This window comes from Streptacidiphilus melanogenes, from assembly GCF_000787835.1.
Lineage (GTDB): Bacteria > Actinomycetota > Actinomycetes > Streptomycetales > Streptomycetaceae > Streptacidiphilus > Streptacidiphilus melanogenes.
The window spans coordinates 162183-179593 of record NZ_BBPP01000001.1 but is presented as its reverse complement, the minus strand read 5'-3'; the positions used below and the strand labels follow the sequence as shown (position 1 = coordinate 179593).

General features: G+C 71.7%; 19 protein-coding genes. 3 read left to right on the top strand and 16 right to left on the bottom strand.

The genetic code is table 11. The features are described 5' to 3' along the window. The gene (locus TR49_RS00805; RefSeq protein WP_042375994.1) at nt 1–696 is read right to left on the bottom strand and encodes a hypothetical protein; all 696 of its coding nucleotides are present in this window, start codon (nt 694–696) and stop codon (nt 1–3) included. Nucleotides 697–708: 12 nt separating this feature from the next. On the opposite strand from TR49_RS00805, the gene TR49_RS00800 reads away from it, so the two are divergent. After that, on the top strand, nt 709–1248 hold the full coding sequence (locus tag TR49_RS00800; protein ID WP_201776137.1) for a CGNR zinc finger domain-containing protein: 540 nt from the start codon (nt 709–711) through the stop codon (nt 1246–1248). 31 nt (nt 1249–1279) lie between these two features. Here the strand turns inward: TR49_RS00800 and TR49_RS00795 are convergent, their stop codons facing one another. The 15 genes from TR49_RS00795 to TR49_RS00725 form a co-directional block, all read right to left on the bottom strand. After that, a complete protein-coding gene (locus TR49_RS00795) occupies nt 1280–1819 on the bottom strand; it encodes a PadR family transcriptional regulator (RefSeq protein ID WP_052433830.1) in 540 nt (179 codons plus the stop codon). Between the two features lie 94 nt (nt 1820–1913). Then, nucleotides 1914–2201: an RNA polymerase-binding protein RbpA gene (locus tag TR49_RS00790; protein ID WP_042363813.1), complete on the bottom strand. Its 288-nt coding sequence runs from the start codon at nt 2199–2201 to the stop codon at nt 1914–1916. 242 nt (nt 2202–2443) lie between these two features. Continuing rightward, nucleotides 2444–2683, bottom strand: a complete 240-nt coding sequence (gene secG / locus TR49_RS00785; RefSeq protein ID WP_042363812.1) for a preprotein translocase subunit SecG — start codon at nt 2681–2683, stop codon at nt 2444–2446. Nucleotides 2684–2818: 135 nt separating this feature from the next. Beyond that, nucleotides 2819–3616, bottom strand: coding sequence for a triose-phosphate isomerase (gene tpiA / locus TR49_RS00780; protein ID WP_042375990.1), 798 nt, complete (start codon nt 3614–3616; stop codon nt 2819–2821). 11 nt (nt 3617–3627) lie between these two features. Continuing rightward, complete coding sequence (locus TR49_RS00775) at nt 3628–4845, bottom strand: phosphoglycerate kinase (RefSeq protein ID WP_042375988.1); 1218 nt, start codon at nt 4843–4845, stop codon at nt 3628–3630. 158 nt (nt 4846–5003) lie between these two features. Further along, nucleotides 5004–6008 carry a type I glyceraldehyde-3-phosphate dehydrogenase gene (gap, locus tag TR49_RS00770; protein ID WP_042375987.1) on the bottom strand — a complete coding sequence of 335 codons (1005 nt, stop codon included), beginning with the start codon at nt 6006–6008 and terminating at the stop codon, nt 5004–5006. 73 nt (nt 6009–6081) lie between these two features. Further along, entirely contained in the window at nt 6082–7350 is a 1269-nt protein-coding gene (locus TR49_RS00765) for an acyltransferase family protein (protein WP_084724426.1), read from the bottom strand. 86 nt (nt 7351–7436) lie between these two features. Continuing rightward, entirely contained in the window at nt 7437–8438 is a 1002-nt protein-coding gene (locus TR49_RS00760) for an ABC transporter permease (RefSeq protein WP_152627001.1), read from the bottom strand. Beyond that, entirely contained in the window at nt 8435–9289 is an 855-nt protein-coding gene (locus TR49_RS00755) for an ATP-binding cassette domain-containing protein (protein ID WP_052433826.1), read from the bottom strand. Before TR49_RS00755 ends, TR49_RS00760 begins: the two co-directional genes overlap by 4 nt. After that, nucleotides 9286–9693, bottom strand: coding sequence for a GntR family transcriptional regulator (locus TR49_RS00750; protein WP_042375985.1), 408 nt, complete (start codon nt 9691–9693; stop codon nt 9286–9288). Before TR49_RS00750 ends, TR49_RS00755 begins: the two co-directional genes overlap by 4 nt. 129 nt (nt 9694–9822) lie before the next feature. Then, a complete protein-coding gene (gene whiA / locus TR49_RS00745) occupies nt 9823–10803 on the bottom strand; it encodes a DNA-binding protein WhiA (RefSeq protein ID WP_042375984.1) in 981 nt (326 codons plus the stop codon). Then, nucleotides 10794–11834 carry a gluconeogenesis factor YvcK family protein gene (locus tag TR49_RS00740; RefSeq protein WP_042375983.1) on the bottom strand — a complete coding sequence of 347 codons (1041 nt, stop codon included), beginning with the start codon at nt 11832–11834 and terminating at the stop codon, nt 10794–10796. Before TR49_RS00740 ends, whiA begins: the two co-directional genes overlap by 10 nt. Nucleotides 11835–11898: 64 nt before the next feature. Continuing rightward, the gene (gene rapZ / locus TR49_RS00735) at nt 11899–12807 is read right to left on the bottom strand and encodes an RNase adapter RapZ (protein WP_268874041.1); all 909 of its coding nucleotides are present in this window, start codon (nt 12805–12807) and stop codon (nt 11899–11901) included. Between the two features lie 51 nt (nt 12808–12858). After that, nucleotides 12859–14859: an excinuclease ABC subunit UvrC gene (gene uvrC, locus TR49_RS00730; RefSeq protein WP_042375981.1), complete on the bottom strand. Its 2001-nt coding sequence runs from the start codon at nt 14857–14859 to the stop codon at nt 12859–12861. Nucleotides 14860–14957: 98 nt separating this feature from the next. Next, complete coding sequence (locus TR49_RS00725; protein WP_042375980.1) at nt 14958–15509, bottom strand: Uma2 family endonuclease; 552 nt, start codon at nt 15507–15509, stop codon at nt 14958–14960. A 66-nt stretch (nt 15510–15575) separates the two neighbouring features. Here TR49_RS00725 and TR49_RS43450 point away from each other — a divergent pair, with 66 nt between their 5' ends. Both TR49_RS43450 and tuf read left to right on the top strand, forming a co-directional pair. Further along, a complete protein-coding gene (locus tag TR49_RS43450; RefSeq protein ID WP_160311521.1) occupies nt 15576–15716 on the top strand; it encodes a hypothetical protein in 141 nt (46 codons plus the stop codon). A 96-nt stretch (nt 15717–15812) separates the two neighbouring features. Further along, nucleotides 15813–16994, top strand: coding sequence for an elongation factor Tu (tuf, locus tag TR49_RS00720; RefSeq protein WP_042375979.1), 1182 nt, complete (start codon nt 15813–15815; stop codon nt 16992–16994). Nucleotides 16995–17411 lie beyond the last annotated feature (417 nt).

The following is a 17411-nucleotide window of genomic DNA, read 5'->3' as shown; positions in this document are numbered from 1 at the left end:
TCAGTCGAGGAACTTCAGCATCCAGGTCAGCCCGAGTTCCTGCGCCGTCGACAGAGCCGCCTCCCGCATCAGGTCGCGCTCGGGGCCCTCGGGCAGCTCCTGCCAGAGGGTCATCTGCGCCGCCGCCACCTGCGGACGGGCACCGAGCGCGGCCCGCAGGTGCAGCGAGCGGCGCAGCAGCGGCAGGGGATCCGGCTCGTAGCCCGAGAGGTGGCGGACGACATAGGACTCGAGCAGCAGGTCGCCGTCCGCGCGACAGCGCACCAGCGCCTCGTCGAAGTACGGTCGCGCGGCCTCCTCGTCCTCGGCGATGTTCTGCCGCAGCACGCCGAGCCAGAACGTCCCCCAGTCGGCCGTGGTCGGCTCCTCCGTGGCAGCCCGGAATCCCGCCTCGGCCACCGCCTCGTCGCCGCCCTGCGCCTGCAGGCCGAACAGCAGGCGCGTGTAGGCGAGTTGCGCGCCGAGGAAGGCCGCCTGCGGCGAGGTCTCCGGCAGCGCCCGCACCGCGGCCAGCGCGGCGGCCGGATCGTCGAGACACCACCAGTTCCGCTCGACCAGGATCTGCGCCCGCACCTCGGGCGCGCCGTCCGGGTCGGCTCCGTCCAGCAGGGCCAGCGCAAGATCCCAGGCGCCGGACAGCGACAGCCGTCCGGCGGCCGCCACCCGCGCCGCGGTGTAGGGGTCGTCAGATACCATGGCGCCTACGCTATGGATCTTCGTGTAGGCGGTCAAGTGCAGTACGTCGACTACTTGGGCAACGTGACCCGCTTCGCGGTCGAGCTCGTGAACACGGGCCACGCGGACGAGTTGACGGCCGATTCGGCCGAGATGCTCTCACAGCACGGGATCGCCCGCCCCGGGCGCGAGGAGCTCGCGCCGTTGGTGGGGCTGATCCAGGAGGCGCTCCAGCAGTTGGTGGACCAGGCGCCGCCGAAGGCCGTCGAGCGGCTGCTCGACCTGCACCCGCCCCAGCTGCGCCTCTCCGACCACGACGGGGCCGGAGTGCCGCACATCCACTTCGCCCCGGACAACTCCCCTGCCGCGCCGTGGATCGGACGGACCGTCGCCGCGACGCTGGCCCATCTCGCCACCCGCGACCCCGGACTCACGCTCGGCCGCTGCGCGGCGGACGGCTGCCCGCGGTTCTTCGTCGACCAGTCCCGCAACCGCACCCGCCGCTTCTGCGGCAACTCCTGCGCGAGCCGCACCACCGTCGCCGCATACCGGGCCCGGGCAGCGGGCCGCTGAGCACGCAACGGCCGGGATGGCCCGGCGGGACTCAGGCGGACGGGTGCCCCTCGACGTCCAACTCCGCGAGGGCGGCGTCAAGGCGGTCGCGCTCGGCGGCATGGGCGCGGGCGGCGAGGCGGAGGGCGTGGGCGGCGTGGGACAGCTCGGGGCTGTCGGAGAGGCTGATGGCGTCCGCCTCGGCGTGGGCGCGGAGCTTGTCCGCGACGGCGCGGGCGGCGCGGAGGGACTCGCGCAGGCGGGCGGGGTCCTGGAGATGGCCGAGCCAGAGGCGGAAGGCGGCCGGGAGGGGCGCGCGGGCGAGCCAGCCACGGAGCGCGTCCTCCCCGGATGGGGTGAGCCGGTAGCGCCGCCTGGCGCCCAGTTCGCCCGGGAGGGTTTCGACGGCGACGTAGCCCGCCGCCTCGAGGCGGAACAGCTCCCGGTAGATGTCGCCGGACGAGGGGCTCCAGTAGAAGTGAGCCAGCGTCTGCCCGGCCCACTTCTTCAGCTCGTAGCCCGTCAGCTCTCGCCCGAAGGAGAGCAGCCCGAGCACGGCCCAGGAAGTCGTCGGCAGCGACTCAGCATCCACCAAGAAATTTTAGGTGCACCGACAAGCGGCCTTCTCTTCGCGGGATGCCAAGGGAGGTGACGTCCCGTCCGAGAAGGCCCTCGGGGGGCACCGCTCAGATCTCGCCGCGGAGCTTGGCGAGCGCCTCGGCCAGGATCGCCTCGCCGTCGGCGTCGCTGCGGCGCTCCCGCACGTAGGCGAGGTGGGTCTTGTACGGCTCCGTACGCGGCGGCGCGGGCGGGTTCTCCTCGTCCTGGCCGGCCGGGAAGCCACAGCGCGGGCAGTCCCAGGTGTCCGGGATCTGGGCGTCGGAGGCAAAGCTGGGCTTCGTCTCGTGCCCGTTGGCGCACCAGAAGGAGATCCGGAGGCGCGGGGCGGACTCGCCGCGCTCGGCCTCTCCCATCGGGCCGGCCCCGACCCTGCTGCCACGAATGGCGTTGCCACTTGCCACGGTCTGACTCCCTGCGTGATGGTGCGGTACTGCGAAAGTCGTCCCGGTGGCTCGCCCCGGGCGAAGGTCGTCCTAGTGTACGGAACGCATAAGCGTCGCCCCACACCCGCGTCGGTGACGACCGTCACCCATGATAGGCGTGGAGGCGACGCTCCGTCAGAACTCCTGACTTCACCCCGCTGAGCTGCTGGAACTCAGCCGTTCTTGGCCTTCATCAGCAGCGACAGGACGATGATGCAGACGAACCAGCCGACGCCCATGAAGATGGTGATGCGGTCCAGGTTGCGCTCGGCCACCGCCGAACCACCACCCGTGGAGGACATGCCTCCACCGAACATGTCGGACAGGCCGCCGCCCTTGCCCTTGTGGAGCAGGACCAGGATGACCATCATCACGCTGAAGAAGATCAGCGCGATGGAGAAACCGAGGATCACAGCCGGACCTATCTTGTCGATGCGGGACTGCTGGCGGTAAGGACCCGAGCCTGTTGGTTCGGGCCCTACCACCTTAGGCGTGCGACAGCCTACGGGAAAGCGGCCGCCCCCAGATACCTCTGCGGGGCAGCCCGGCTACGAGACGGCCTGGTCGCGGTACCGGACGATGCGGACGAACTCCTCCGCGTCGAGCGAGGCGCCGCCGACCAGCGCGCCGTCCACGTCGGGCTTGGCCATGATGCCGGCCGCGTTGCTGCCCTTGACGGAGCCGCCGTACAGCACGCGGACGGCGTCCGCGACGCCCTGGTCGTACAGCTCGGCCAGTCGGGTCCGGATCGCGCCGCAGACCTCCTGCGCATCCTCGGGCGTGGCCACCTCGCCGGTGCCGATGGCCCAGACGGGCTCGTAGGCGATGACGATCGTGGCGACCTGCTCGGCCGTGACGTCGGCGAGCGCACCGTCGACCTGGGCGAGGGTGTAGCCGACCTGGTTGCCGGCCTTGCGGACGTCCAGGCCCTCGCCGACGCAGAGGATCGGCGTGATGCCGTTCCGGAACGCCGCCTTGACCTTGGCGTTCACGACCTCCTCGTTCTCGTCGTGGTACTGCCGGCGCTCCGAGTGGCCGATCACCGCGTAGGCGCACTTCAGCTTGGCCAGCATCGGGCCGGAGATCTCGCCCGTGTAGGCGCCGGAATCGTGCGCGGAGATGTCCTGGGAGCCGTACTTGATCTTCAGCTTGTCGCCGTCGACCAGGGTCTGCACCGAGCGCAGGTCGGTGAACGGGGTCAGCACCGCCACCTCCACCGCCTCGTAGTCCTTGTCGTTGAGCGCGAAAGCGAGCTTCTGGGTGTGGGCGATGGCCTCGAGGTGGTTGAGGTTCATCTTCCAGTTGCCGGCCATCAGCGGCTTGCGGGTGACGCCTGTGTCGGTCATGTCTGAGGTGCTCACTTCTCCAGTGCGGCCAGACCCGGCAGGGCCTTGCCTTCGAGGTACTCCAGGCTGGCGCCGCCACCCGTGGAGATGTGGCCGAACTTCGACTCGTCGAAGCCGAGCAGGCGCACGGCCGCGGCCGAGTCGCCGCCGCCGACGACGGTGAAGGCGTCCGAGTCGAGCAGGCCCTGTGCGACGGCGCGGGTGCCGTCGGCGAAGGCCGGGTGCTCGAAGACGCCCATCGGACCGTTCCAGAAGACCGTCTTCGCGTCGGCCAGCTTGGCCGCGAACAGCTCCTCGGTCTTCGGGCCCACGTCCAGGCCCATCTTGCCCGCAGGCATGGCGTCCACGCCGACGACCTCGACGTCGCCGACCGGGGCCTTGGTCTTCAGGTCGGGGAAGCTGCCCGAGACGCGCGCGTCGACGGGGAGCACGAACTCCACGCCCTCGCGCTCGGCACGGGCCAGGTACTCGCGGACCACCGGAATCTGGTCCTCCTGCAGCAGCGAGCTGCCGACCTCGTGGCCCTGGGCCGCGAGGAAGGTGAACATCATGCCGCCGCCGACCAGAATCCGGTCGGCCTTGCCCAGCAGGTTGTCGATCACGGCCAGCTTGTCGGAGACCTTGGCGCCGCCGAGCACGACGACGTAGGGGCGCTCCACGTCCTCGGTGAGGCGCTTGAGCACGCCCACCTCGGTGCCGATGAGCAGGCCGGCCGCGTGCGGCAGACGGGCTGGCAGGTCGTAGACGGAGGCGTGCTTGCGGTGCACCGCGCCGAAGCCGTCGCCGACGTAGAGGTCGGCTAGGGCCGCGAGCTGGTCGGCGAACTCGCCGCGCTCGGCGTCGTCCTTGCTGGTCTCGCCGGGGTTGAAGCGCAGGTTCTCGATCACGGCCACCTGGCCGGGCTCGAGGCCCTTCACGGCGTCGTGGGCGGCCGGGCCGACGGTGTCCTGGGCGAAGGCCACCGGCTTGCCGAGCAGCTCGGCGAGCCGCTCGGCTGCCTGGAGCAGCGAGAACGCCGGATCCGGGGCGCCCTTCGGGCGGCCCAGGTGCGAGGCGACGATCACCTTGGCGTCGGCCTCGACCAGCTTGGAGATGGTGGGCAGCACGGCGCGGATGCGGCCGTCGTCGGTGATCAGGCCGTCCGACATCGGCACGTTCAGGTCGGCGCGGACGAAGACGCGCTTGCCGGCGACACCGGGGCCGGCGATCAGGTCGTCGATGGTCTGCATGGTCGGGCTGAATCCCTCTTCTGGTTCTCGGGGGCGTGGGCGTTTCTCGGTCAACTTAGGTCAACTCGGTCAATGAGTGCAGCGCACGCACACAGGGTCCGGACGATATCGCCCGGACCCTGTCTGCTTCACACTGGCTTACCCGTCGTCCTCGCTCGTCAGAGCTGGTTGCCGACCGCGACGGTCAGGTCGACGAGGCGGTTGGAGTAGCCCCACTCGTTGTCGTACCAGCCGAAGACCTTGACCTGGTTGCCCTGGACCATGGTCAGCGGCGCGTCGAAGATGCAGGAGAAGGGCGAGTTGACGATGTCGCGGGAGACGATCGGGTCCTCGTTGTAGGACAGGATGCCCTTCAACTGCCCCTCGGCGGCCTTCTGGTAGGCGGCGTTGACCTCGTCCTTGGTGACCTCGCGCTGCAGGGTCACCACCAGGTCGGTGATCGAACCGGTCGGCACCGGGACGCGCAGCGAGGTGCCGTCCAGCTTGCCCTTCAGCTCCGGCAGCACCAGCGCGGTGGCCTTGGCGGCGCCGGTCGACGTCGGGATGATGCTCAGCGCGGCGGCGCGCGCACGACGCAGGTCCTTGTGCGGGAAGTCCAGCGTGACCTGGTCGTTGGTGTACGCGTGCACGGTCGTCATGAAGCCGGTGACGATCCCGAACGCCTCGTGCAGCACCTTCGCCAGCGGCGCAACACAGTTGGTGGTGCAGGACGCGTTGGAGATGATGCTCTGCGCGGCCACGTCGAGCTTGTCGTCGTTGACGCCCATGACGACGGTGATGTCCTCGCCCGAGGCCGGGGCGGAGATGAGGACCTTCTTGGCGCCGGCCTCCAGGTGCTTCTTCGCACCGTCGGCACTGGTGAAGTGGCCGGTGGACTCGATCACGATGTCCGCGCCCAGCTCGCGCCAGGGCAAGTTGGCGGGGTCGCGCTCGGCGGTGACCTTGAAGGTCTTCCCGTCGACGGTGATGGTGTCATCCGTGTGGGTGACCTCCGCGTGGAAGGTTCCCAGGGTCGAGTCGTACTTCAGCAGGTGCGCCAGGGTCTTGGTGTCGGTCAGGTCGTTGACACCGACGATCTCGATGTCGGCGCCCTGGGACGCGATCGCTCGGAAGTAGTTGCGGCCGATTCGGCCAAAACCGTTGATGCCTACCCGGATCGTCACGAACCGATCTCCTCGCTGGTACGTCGGCCTTCGCCGGCCGACGAGCTGGAAATTTTGGGATGTCCCCGACCGCTTACGACCCTACCTCCGCAAGGTGTTCTTGAGCACATCCGCCCGGCTTGTGGACAGCTGAGTTTTGGCAGTACAGACAGTTGCGGATGGCCGGGTGATCCACTTCGAGCCGCGGGTCGGGCGCCGGGTCCATGGCCGCGGTGAGGCGCCGGCGCAGCGGCGGGCCCAGCCTGCGGTCCACCCACCGGTCCAACCCCGCGGCCAGCAGCAGGGAGAAGGCCAGACCCGACGCGACCGCGGGCAGCAGCCCGACACCGGGCAGCACCTTGAGCACACCGCGGGCCACGGGCACGCCGAGACTCTGGTGGACCAGGTAGAAGGGGTAGGTGAGCGCACCGGCGACGACCAGGACCCGTGAGCGCACCCCGCGGAGCGGCCCGGGGCCGGCCAGCGCCAGCAGGAGCAGGAACCCCGTCAGCACGGCCGCGCTGACGGGCCAGCTCGGGCTCGCGCCGCGCCCGGCGGGGACGACGTGCTCGGCGACGCGGTCGTGCAGCACCGTCAGCGCGTAGCACCACGCGAAGCCGGCCAGCAGCCACAGCAGCAGGTTGGCGCCGAAGCGGTGCATCAAATAGAGCGCGATGCCGGTGACGAAGAGGCCCGTGTACTGGCTGAGCAGGAACTCGTCCAGGACGGCCGAGTGCAGCTCGCGGCCGATGGCGGCCAGGGTCAGCCAGAGGAAGCCGAAGGCGACGGCGCGCCGGTAGGTCAGCCCGACCAGCAGCAGCCCGCCCATCAGCAGGTAGAAGCGGGCCTCCACCCACAGCGTCCAGGCGACGCCGTCGGTGGCCCGCAGCCCCAGCGGGCCCGGAATCATCGTCAGATTACCCAGGCTGGTGCGCAGATCGGTGGGGGCGCCCGAACGCTGGCCTGCCAGCACGGCGAGGCTGCCGACGAGCACGATCAGGACGACGACGGTCCAGTAGAGCGGGAAGAGCCGGGCGATCCGGGAGACGGCGAACTGCGCGGGGGTGCGGCCCCAGCAGCTCATGCAGATGACGAAGCCGCTGATCAGGAAGAACGCCTCGACGCCGAGCCAGCCGTAGCCGCTGACGGCGTGCAACAGCGGTGCGGCCTGCGGCAGGTCGCGGCCCTTGCCCCAGAAGTCCGGGGTCGGCGTGCCCAGGTAGTGGTAGGCGGCGACGGCCGCGGCCGCCAGCAGCCGGAGCCCGTCGACGGCCGCCAACCGGGGCGCGGCCACGGCGGAGCGCGGCCGGAGCCTGGCGCGGAGCGGCTCGGAGCGAGGCTCGGAGCGAGGGAAAAAGGGCATGGCGAGGTACTCCTCCGGCACGCAGGCGAGGACGAGGGGGGTGACGAGGAGGTGGGCGGCCCCGGCCCATGGGGGCCGCTGCGGGCTCAGAGGCGGTTGCGGCCGACGGTGCGGTAGCTCAGCAGCAGGGCGGTGGCGGCCAGTGCCAGCATGATCGCGGCGGCGGTCCACTGCGTCGCCCAGAGCTGGCCGGCGTCGTGGTAGATCTCGAAGGTGCGCGATCCGGCAGGACAGCCGCCGGGCTCGCACTGGGCGTAGGAGAGCCGGTGGCCGTCGGTGGTGACGACGCCGTCGGCCATCAGCCAGTCGTCCGGGCGCAGGTCGTACCCGTGCGGCGGGAAGATGGTCCGGGCCGGCTGGAGGTCGCCCCGCAGTGCGGTCAACAGCAGTGCGACACCGCCGAATCCGGCCACGCTGGCGGCGATCGCCGGGAGGGTGCGCCGCCACAGCGCCCCGCACAGCACCCCGAGGGCGAAGGCCAGTACCGTGCCGGCGGCGAGCACCGGGCCGAAGGAGTTGAAGGGCAGCGGCGCGTAGCCGGACGACTCCCGCAGCACGGCCGGACTCGCGGCCAGGTACAGCCGGGTGCCGAGCAGCGCCGCCACGGCTCCCGTCAGCACGGACGCGCCGCCGAGAACCAGCAGTCGGCCGGTGAGCCAGCGGCCGCGGGGGACGGCCTGGGTCCAGGCCAGTCGGTACGTTCCCTGCTCGTACTCCCTGGCCAGCAGCGGCGCCCCGAGCAGCGCACCGACCAGCAGCGGGACCGCCAGGAGGGCGAGCTGCACGTCCTCGGCGGACAGGACCGCCCCGGTCAGGTCGAGGTTGAGCGCCTGGCAGACGTCGGCGAGGCGGGCCCCGCCGCAGTTCGCGGCGGACCAGGCGCTGTGCGCCGAGGCGACCGAGTCGGCCGTGGTCAGGACCGGACCGGCGAGCACCAGCAGGCCCAGGCCGAGGAGGGCGAGCAGGCGCCGGTGGTGGTGCAGGGCCTCCCCGGTCACGGCGAGAAGGCCGACGCGCACGGGCCGCTCCTCGCGCACCCTCAGCGGCACCTGTTCCAGCGTCGGCGCGCTCATGCGATCAACGCTCATGCGATCAGCGCTCCATGGGGCGCGTCGGGGCGCATTCCGGGCGCGAGCCAGCGCCCCGGGCCGGGGGCGTGCAGGTAGGAGACGACGAGCTCGTCGAGGGTGGGGCCGTCGGCGTCCGCCGCGGCGGCATCCGGCCGCTCGCGCCGGACCAGGACGCTGCTGCCGTCCCGGTCGACGAACCGGTGCGCGGTGAGCAGCTCGGACAGTTGGCCCGCGAGCCTGACCTGTCCGGCGTCGAGCAGCACCAGGTGGTCCACGACCTCGTCCAGGTCGGTGAGGATGTGCGTGGAGAGCATCACGGTGGCGCCGTGGTCGGCCACGTCGGCCAGGAGCAGGCCCAGGACGGCGCGCCGCACCAGCGGGTCGAGTTCCGCCAGCGGTTCGTCCAGGAGCATCAGTTGCGGCGCCTTGCCGCGGACCGTCGCGAGGGCGGCGAGGGTGCGCTGCCCGCCGGAGAGGGCGCCGATCCTGGCGTCGAGCGGCACCCGGCCGAGGCCGAGCAGTTCCAGGGCCCGGTCCTGGTGCCAGCGGACGTTGGTCCGCCGCCCCGTCGCCAGCAGCTCGGCGACGGTCATCCGCCGGTAGAGACTGCGGCGCTGGTCGAGGTAGCCGACCGCGGGCAGCGCCTGGGCGCTTCCCGCAGGCCTGCCGAGCACCGTGATCCGGCCGGAGTCCGGGCCGACCAGTCCGGCGGCCGCCGACAGCAGCAGGCTCTTTCCCGCACCGTTGGGGCCGACGACTCCGCACACCGCCCCGCGGGGCAGGCGCAGCGAGCACGCGTCGAGCAGGGTGCGTCGCCTGTGGCGCAGGGTCAGCTCCACCGCCTCCAGGGCGGCGGACCCGGGTATCACGCCGGCTCCCCGTTGCCCGAGTGGGACGGCTGGAACAGCCGCTCGACGGCGGAGGCCGTCAACGCCAGCACGTCCTCACGTTCCAGGCCGTGCTCGCGTGCCCGGGCGACCCAGGCGTCCAGCTCCTCCCGCAGCTCCTCGGTCGCCGCGCCCTCGGCGCGGCCGAGGGTGCGGACCACGAACGTGCCCAGCCCCTGGCGGGACTCGACGAGCCCGGCCCGCTGGAGCTCCTGGTAGGCCCGCAGCACGGTGTTCGGGTTCACCGCCGTGGCGGCCACGACCTCGCGGGCGGTCGGCAGCTTGTCGCCGAGGCGCAGCGTGCCGACCCGCAGGGCCTGCTGGGTCTGCTGCACGATCTGCTGATAGGCCGGGACGCCGCTCCCCTTGCGCAGCCGGAACTCCACCGCGATACCCCTTTCACTAATTGATTAGAGAAAGTAGTCAGGAGCGGCAGGCGTGTCAAACAAAAGTCGCCCGGCGCACCAGCGGTGCACCAGGCGACTTCCCAGGGGGCGGGCGCCCCGACCGACGCGCTAGCCGGCCACCATCTCCTCCGTCAGGCTCTGCTCGGTGTTCGGCAGCCCCAGCTCGCCCGCGCGCTTGTCGGCCATGGCCAGCAGGCGCCGGATCCGGCCGGCGACCGCGTCCTTGGTGAGCGGCGGGTCGGCAAGGGAGCCCAGCTCCTCCAGCGAGGCCTGCTTGTGCTCCATGCGCAGACGCCCGGCGGCGGCCAGATGCTCCGGCACGTCGTCGCCGAGGATCTCCAGCGCCCGCTGCACCCGCGCGCCCGCGGCCACCGCGGCCCGCGCGGACCGGCGCAGGTTCGCGTCGTCGAAGTTCGCCAGGCGGTTCGCCGTGGCCCGGACCTCGCGGCGCATGCGCCGCTCCTCCCAGGCGAGCACGGACTCGTGCGCACCCAGCCGCGTCAACAGCGCGCCGATCGCATCACCGTCGCGGATGACGACCCGGTCCACGCCGCGGACCTCGCGGGCCTTCGCCGGGATGCCGAGCCGGCGGGCCGCGCCGACCAGCGCCAGCGCCGCCTCCGAACCCGGGCAGGTGATCTCCAGCGACGAGGACCGACCCGGCTCCGTCAGGGAGCCGTGCGCGAGGAACGCGCCCCGCCACGCCGCCTCCGCGTCGCACGTCGCGCCGGAGACCACCGCCGGGGGGAGACCCCGGATCGGGCGCCCGCGCCCGTCCACCAGGCCCGTCTGCCGCGCCAGCAGATCGCCGTCCTTGACCACCCGCACCACGTACCGGCTGCCGCGGCGCAGCCCGCCCGGGGCCATCACCACCAGGTCCGAGGAGTGTCCGAAGATCTCCAGCAGGTCCTTGCGCAGCCGCCTTGCCGCTACCCCGGTGTCCAGCTCGGCCTCGATCACGATGCGTCCGCTCACGATGTGCAGACCGCCCGCGAAGCGGAGGATCGCCGACACCTCTGCCTTGCGGCAGCAAGCCCGGGTGACGGGAAGCCGACTGATTTCGTCCTTCACAGCTGCCGTCATCGCCATGGCGCGATCCTTCCATGCGTTCTGAAGATCCGGTCGTACGCGGCGGCCAGAAGCTCCGGGTCGTGTCGCGCGCCGTCGCTCGCCGCGACGGGCGCCAGGACGAGCTCGGCGCCGAGGCGCTTGGCCGCGTCCCGCAACGCCTCGCAGTCCGCGACGGCACCCACCGCCGCGGAGTCCGCGAGGACGAAGTCCAGCTCGACGCCGCGGGCGTGCTCCAGGAAGACCTCCAGGTGCCGCTGCGGCGAGAAACCCTCGGTCTCGCCGGGCTGGGCGACCAGGTTGAGCGCCAGCACCTTGCGGGCCTGCGTCCCGGTCACCGCGTCGCGCAGCTGAGGGACCATCAGATGCGGCAGAACGCTGGTGAACCAGGAACCGGGGCCGAGCACGACCCAGTCCGCGGCGTGCACCGCCTCCACCGCCTCGGGGACCGCGGGCGGATCCTCGGGCAGCAGCCTGATCGCCTCCACGGTACCCGGCGTCACGGCGACCTCGGCCTGACCGTGGACGATGCTCACCCCATCGGGCTCCGCCGGGTCCAGCCCGCGCACCGTCGCCTCGATGTGCAGCGGGACGGCCGACATCGGCAGCACCCGGCCGTGCGCGCCGAGCAGTCGGCCGACCCACTCCAGCGCGGCGACCGGGTCGCCCAGCTTCTCCCACAGCGCGACGATCAGCAGGTTGCCCAGGGCGTGGCCGTGCAGCTCGCCGTCGCTCTGGAAGCGGTGCTGGATGACCTCGGACCAGGTGCGGCCCCACTCGTCGTCGCCGCACAGCGCGGCCAGCGCCTTGCGCAGGTCACCGGGCGGGAGAACCCCCAGCTCGTCGCGGAGCCGACCGCTGGAGCCGCCGTCGTCCGCGACGGTGACCACCGCGGTCAGCTCGTCGGTGAGCCGCCGCAGGGCGCGCAGGGAGGCGGAGAGCCCCTGGCCGCCGCCGAGCGCGACGATCCGCGGGGCCCGTCTGTCACGACGACGTGCCGCTCGGAACGCTCCGCCCGGCCCGCCGGCCGCGCCGCTGTAGGTTCCCGCCAACCCGCGCCCCTATCGCCTCAGCGTGGCGAGACGCGGCCCGGTTACCGCCCGTGCCGCCGCCTCGTCACTCACGCCCCATGTCCCGGTGGACGAGCACCGTCTCCAGGCCGTCGGCGATCAGGCGCTTGGCCAGCCGTTCCGACATCGCCACACTGCGGTGCTTTCCTCCGGTGCAGCCTACGGCAATCGTCATATAGCGCTTTCCCTCGCGGCGGTAGCCCTCGGTGACGATCCGCAGCAGCTCGGCGTAGCCGTTGAGGAACTCCTTGGCGCCCGGCTGGTCGAAGACGTAGCGGGCGACCTCCTCGTCGGTGCCGGTGTGGGCGCGCAGCTCGGGGACCCAGTGCGGGTTGGGCAGGAAGCGGCAGTCCACGACCAGGTCGGCGTCGACGGGCAGGCCGTACTTGAAGCCGAAGGACATGACCGTGGCCCGGAGCTCCGGCTCCTCGTCGTCGGCGAAGTGCGCGTCCATCTTGGCGCGCAGCTCGTGGACGTTGAGGTTGGAGGTGTCGATCACGAGGTCGGCCTCGCCGCGCAGCTCGCGCAGCAGCTCCCGCTCGCGCTCGATGCCGTCGACGATCCGGCCCTCGCCCTGGAGCGGGTGCGGGCGGCGGACGTTCTCGAAGCGGCGGACCAGCGCCTCGTCGGAGGCCTCCAGGAAGACGACGCGCAGGCGGACGCCGCCCTTCTCCAGGTCGTCCAGGGCCGTGCGCAGGTCGTCGAAGAAGCTGCGCCCCCGCACGTCCACCACGGCGCTTATCCGGGCCACCGCGCCCTGGGAGCGCGCACCGAGGTCGACCATGGTCGGTATCAACGCCGGCGGCAGGTTGTCGACGACGAACCAGCCGAGGTCCTCCAGGCACTTGGCTGCCGTGCTGCGACCGGCCCCCGACATGCCCGAGATGATCACCAGCTCAGGCACCTCGGAACTGTCCTGTGGCTCGGTCTGCACCAGCCTCTCAGGCGTACTCACTTCTTTCTCCCCGCTTTCGGTCACATCAGTACAAACAACGCGCGTGGTCGTCTAGGGCTTCCCCTCATCACTCTCCGGAGTGACCAGAATCTCAGGAGTGACGCCCATGATGTCCGACTCTTCCATAATCTCGCCCGTCGCCATGTTCACCGCCGGAGCACTCGGTGTACGCGAGGCCAACGCTGCGGCAACGGCCTCCGCCGTACGCCGCCCCACCCCCGGCACCTCGCAGATCTCGTCGATCGTCGCCGCTCTGAGCTTCTTCAGCGAGCCGAAGTGCTTCAGCAGCGCCTGACGACGGGACTCGCCGAGGCCCGGGACGGAGTCGAGAGCGCTGCTCGTGGCGCGCTTGCCCCGCTTCTGGCGCTGGTAGGCGATGGCGAAGCGGTGCGCCTCGTCGCGCACGCGCTGCAACAGGTAGAGCCCCTCGCTGGAGCGCGGCAGGACCACCGGGTCGTCCTCGTCCGGCAGCCAGACCTCCTCCAGGCGCTTGGCCAAGCCACAGAGTGCCACATCGGTGACGCCGGCCTCCATCAGCGCCTGCTGTGCCGCGGCGACCTGCGGCTGGCCGCCGTCGACGACGATCAGCTGCGGCGGATAGGCGAAGCGCCGGGCCCGGCCCGTCTCCGGGTCTTTGAGATTTTCGGCCTTCGCCGGCGCCTGCTCCTGGTGCCGGAAGCGGCGGGTGATCACCTCGCGCATGGAGCGGACGTCGTCCTGGCCCTCGAAGCCCTTGATCGAGAAGCGCCGGTACTCGGACTTGCGGGCCAACCCGTCCTCGAAGACGACCATGGACGCGACCACGTCCTGGCCCTGGAGGTGGGAGATGTCGTAGCACTCGATCCGCAGCGGCGCGCTCTCCAGCCCGAGCGCGTCGGCGATCTCCTGCAGCGCGACGCTGCGGGTGGTGAGGTCGGCGGCCCGCTTGGTCTTGTGCAGCGCGAGCGCCTGCGCCGCGTTGCGCTCCACCGTGGTCATCAGCTCGCGCTTGTCGCCGCGCTGCGGCACCCGCAGGTCCACCCGGCTGCCGCGGCGCTCCGCGAGCCAGGCCAGCACCGGCTCGACCGGCTCGGGCAGCGCGGGCACCAGCACCTCGCGCGGGACGCCCTCGCCGCGCTCCTCGCCGTAGAGCTGGAGCAGGGCGTGCTCGACCAGGGAGGCGGTGTCGATCTGCTCGACCTTGTCCGTCACCCAGCCGCGCTGCCCGCGCACCCGGCCGCCGCGCACGTGGAAGATCTGCACGGCCGCCTCGAGCTCGTCCTCGGCGAGGGCGAACAGGTCGGCGTCGGTGCCGTCGCCGAGGACCACGGCGTTCTTCTCCATCGCGCGCCGCAGCGCCTCTATGTCGTCGCGCAGCCGGGCGGCCTTCTCGTACTCCATCTCCATGGCCGCCTCGCGCATCTGTGCTTCCAGGCGCTTGACGTAGGTGCCGGCGTGACCGGCCATGAAGTCGCAGAACTCCTCGGCGAGTTCGCGGTGCTCCGCACCCGAGATCCGCCCGACGCAGGGGGCGGAGCACTTGCCGATGTAGCCGAGCAGACAGGGCCGCCCGATCTGCTCCGCCCGCTTGAACACCCCGGCGGAGCAGGTGCGGACGGGGAAGACGCGCAGCATCAGGTCGACCGTCTCGCGGATCGCCCAGGCGTGCCCGTAGGGTCCGAAGTACCGCACGCCCTTCTTCTTCGACCCGCGCATCACCTGCACGCGCGGGAACTCCTCGTTCATGGTGACGGCGAGGAACGGGTAGCTCTTGTCGTCCCGGTACTTCACGTTGAAGCGTGGGTCGAACTCCTTGATCCAGGTGTACTCCAGCTGGAGCGCCTCGACCTCCGTGCCGACCACGGTCCACTCGACGGACGCGGCCGTCGTCACCATCGTCCGGGTGCGCGGGTGCAGGTTCGCCAGATCCTGGAAGTAGCTCGACAGACGCTGGCGCAGGCTCTTGGCCTTGCCGACGTAGATCACGCGCGAGTCGGCGTCGCGGAACTTGTAGACCCCGGGCGAGTCCGGAATCTGCCCCGGCGCGGGACGGTAGGTGGAGGGGTCGGCCATGCGTCCTACCGTACCGACCAGGTGTGACGACGGGGTCGCGTCCCGTGTGCGATCTCCGTCCCGGCTTCGTCCGCGCTTCGTCCGGGCGCCGGGAGTCCTCAGGCGGGGTACGGGTGGAAGGCCACCGTGGGAATCGGGAAGCCGAGCTGTTCGGGCAGCGGGATGGGCTGCCCGAAGACGCCCTTGGCGTGCTCGGCGTAGACGCCGTCGACGAGACGCAGGACCAGCCAGGTCCCGTCGCGCGGGTCGACGATCACGTAGACCGGGATGCCCGCGCGCTCGTAGGCCGCGCGCTTGTCCTCGTAGTCACGCCTGGCCGCCCCGCGCCCCGCACCCACCGTCTCGACCACTGCCCGGACGATCGCGGCCGGCCAGTCGCGGACGTCCTCCGGGATGTCGTCGCCGTGGGCGATCGCTACGTCGGGGCGCGGCTTGTCGGTGGGGCCGATGTCGATGCCGCGCTCGGAGAACGCCTGGAACGGCTCGGGCGTCGTGCGCACGAAGACCCGGCCGGGGACGTCGTGCAGGTGGGTGGGGTTCGCCTGCATCACGATCTGCGAGTCGAGCAGCTCCGCCCAGGCTCCGCCCGGCAGCTCCAGCTCGTCCCACAGGCGCAGGATCTCCCGCTCCTCGTCGCCCTGGTAGGTCATGTCCTCAGAATAGCCAGCCCGAAAACCGTTGGCGGCGAGCCGTCGCCGGACGGCACGATGGTGCGCATGTTCCCGGTCGCCATCGCCCAGTTCCCCGCACTCGCGGGCGCGATGGCTGCTGCCCTGACGGCGGCGACCGCCGCACACGCAGACGCAGGCGCACTGGCACTCGCAGGTGCTGCCGCGTTCGGCGGCGCGCGAAGCTGACCTTCCCCGGGTCGATCCCCCGGGACCTCTGCCGGGGAAGGTCGGCCCCGCCTTTGAGGTCCCGTCAGGAGCGAACCCCCGGAGAAGAGAAGCGTCATGGCCAAGCAGGCCTTCGTGCGGACCAAGCCGCACCTCAACATCGGCACCATGGGTCACGTCGACCACGGCAAGACCACCCTCACCGCCGCCATCACCAAGGTGCTGGCCGAGCACGGCGGCGCCGCCTTCGTGCCGTTCGACCGGATCGACCGCGCCCCGGAGGAGGCCGCCCGCGGCATCACCATCAACATCGCGCACGTCGAGTACGAGACGGCCACCCGGCACTACGCCCACGTCGACATGCCCGGCCACGCCGACTTCGTGAAGAACATGATCACCGGTGCGGCCCAGCTGGACGGCGCCATCCTCGTGGTCTCCGCGCAGGACGGAGTCATGCCGCAGACCTCCGAGCACGTGCTGCTGGCCCGGCAGGTCGGTGTCGAGCACGTCGTCGTCGCGCTGAACAAGGCCGACGCCGGCGACCCGGAGCTGCTGGACCTGGTCGAGCTGGAGGTGCGCGAGCTGCTCACCGCCCACGGCTACGACGGCGCGGGGCTGCCCGTCGTGCGGGTGTCCGGGCTGCGGGCGCTGGAGGGCGACCCGGCCTGGTCGGCGGCGCTGCTGGAGCTGCTGGACTCCGTGGACGCGTACGTGCCCACGCCCGTCCGGTACACCGACGCGCCGTTCCTGATGCCCGTCGAGAACGTGCTGACCATCACCGGCCGCGGCACGGTGGTGACCGGTGCGGTCGAGCGCGGCACGGTGCGCATGGGCGACCGGATCGACGTCCTCGGCTACGGCTCGGAGCTTGGCTCCGTCGTCACCGGTGTGGAGACCTTCGGCCGCACCATGGAGAGCGCGGAGGCGGGCGACAACGTCGCGCTGCTGCTGCGCGGCGTCCAACGCGGCCAGGTCCGGCGCGGGATGGTCGTCGCGGCGGCGGGCAGCGCCTCGGTGCACCGGGTGTTCACCGCCCGCGTGCACCTGCTCTCCGGCGCCGACGGGGGCCGCCGCACGCCCATCACCAGCGGCTACCGCCCGCAGTTCTACCTGCGGACCGGTGACGTCGTCGGCGACGTGCTGCTGCCGCAGGACGTGGCGGTCGCGCTCCCGGGCGAGACGGTCGAGATGACGGTGACGCTCGGTCAGGCCGTGCCGCTGGAGCCGGGGCTCGGCTTCGCGGTCCGCGAGGGCGGTCGCACCGTGGCGGCCGGCGCGGTCGAGACGATCGTCGAGTAGCGCCCGCAGCGCCGCACCGGGGCACGGCTCCACCGTGCGCGAGCGGCGTGACGCACGTGCAGGCCGGCCAGTGCGAACCGCGCTGTCCGGCCTGCACGGAGCACTCAGCCGCACGGGCTCGTATCCCCCGATCCGAGCCCGTGCGGCGGCGTTCCGACGCCCCGGAGCGAGCACCGAGTCCCGGCGATCCCCCCGCCTCGGTGCAACGGTGACGTCGGGGCACGCCCATGCCCCCGTCTGGCCGGCCGACGCTCCCCCCGGACCGTCGGCCGAGCCGATAACGGAATATTCCACGCACACGCCAACGGATCACCAACAGTCCACGCCCCCGCGGGGGAAACCCCAGTTGGGCGCGGGTCGGCCGCAGTCGAACCGGACTGTTAGCATCCTTCGCGCCTCCCTTTCGCGCACCAGGTC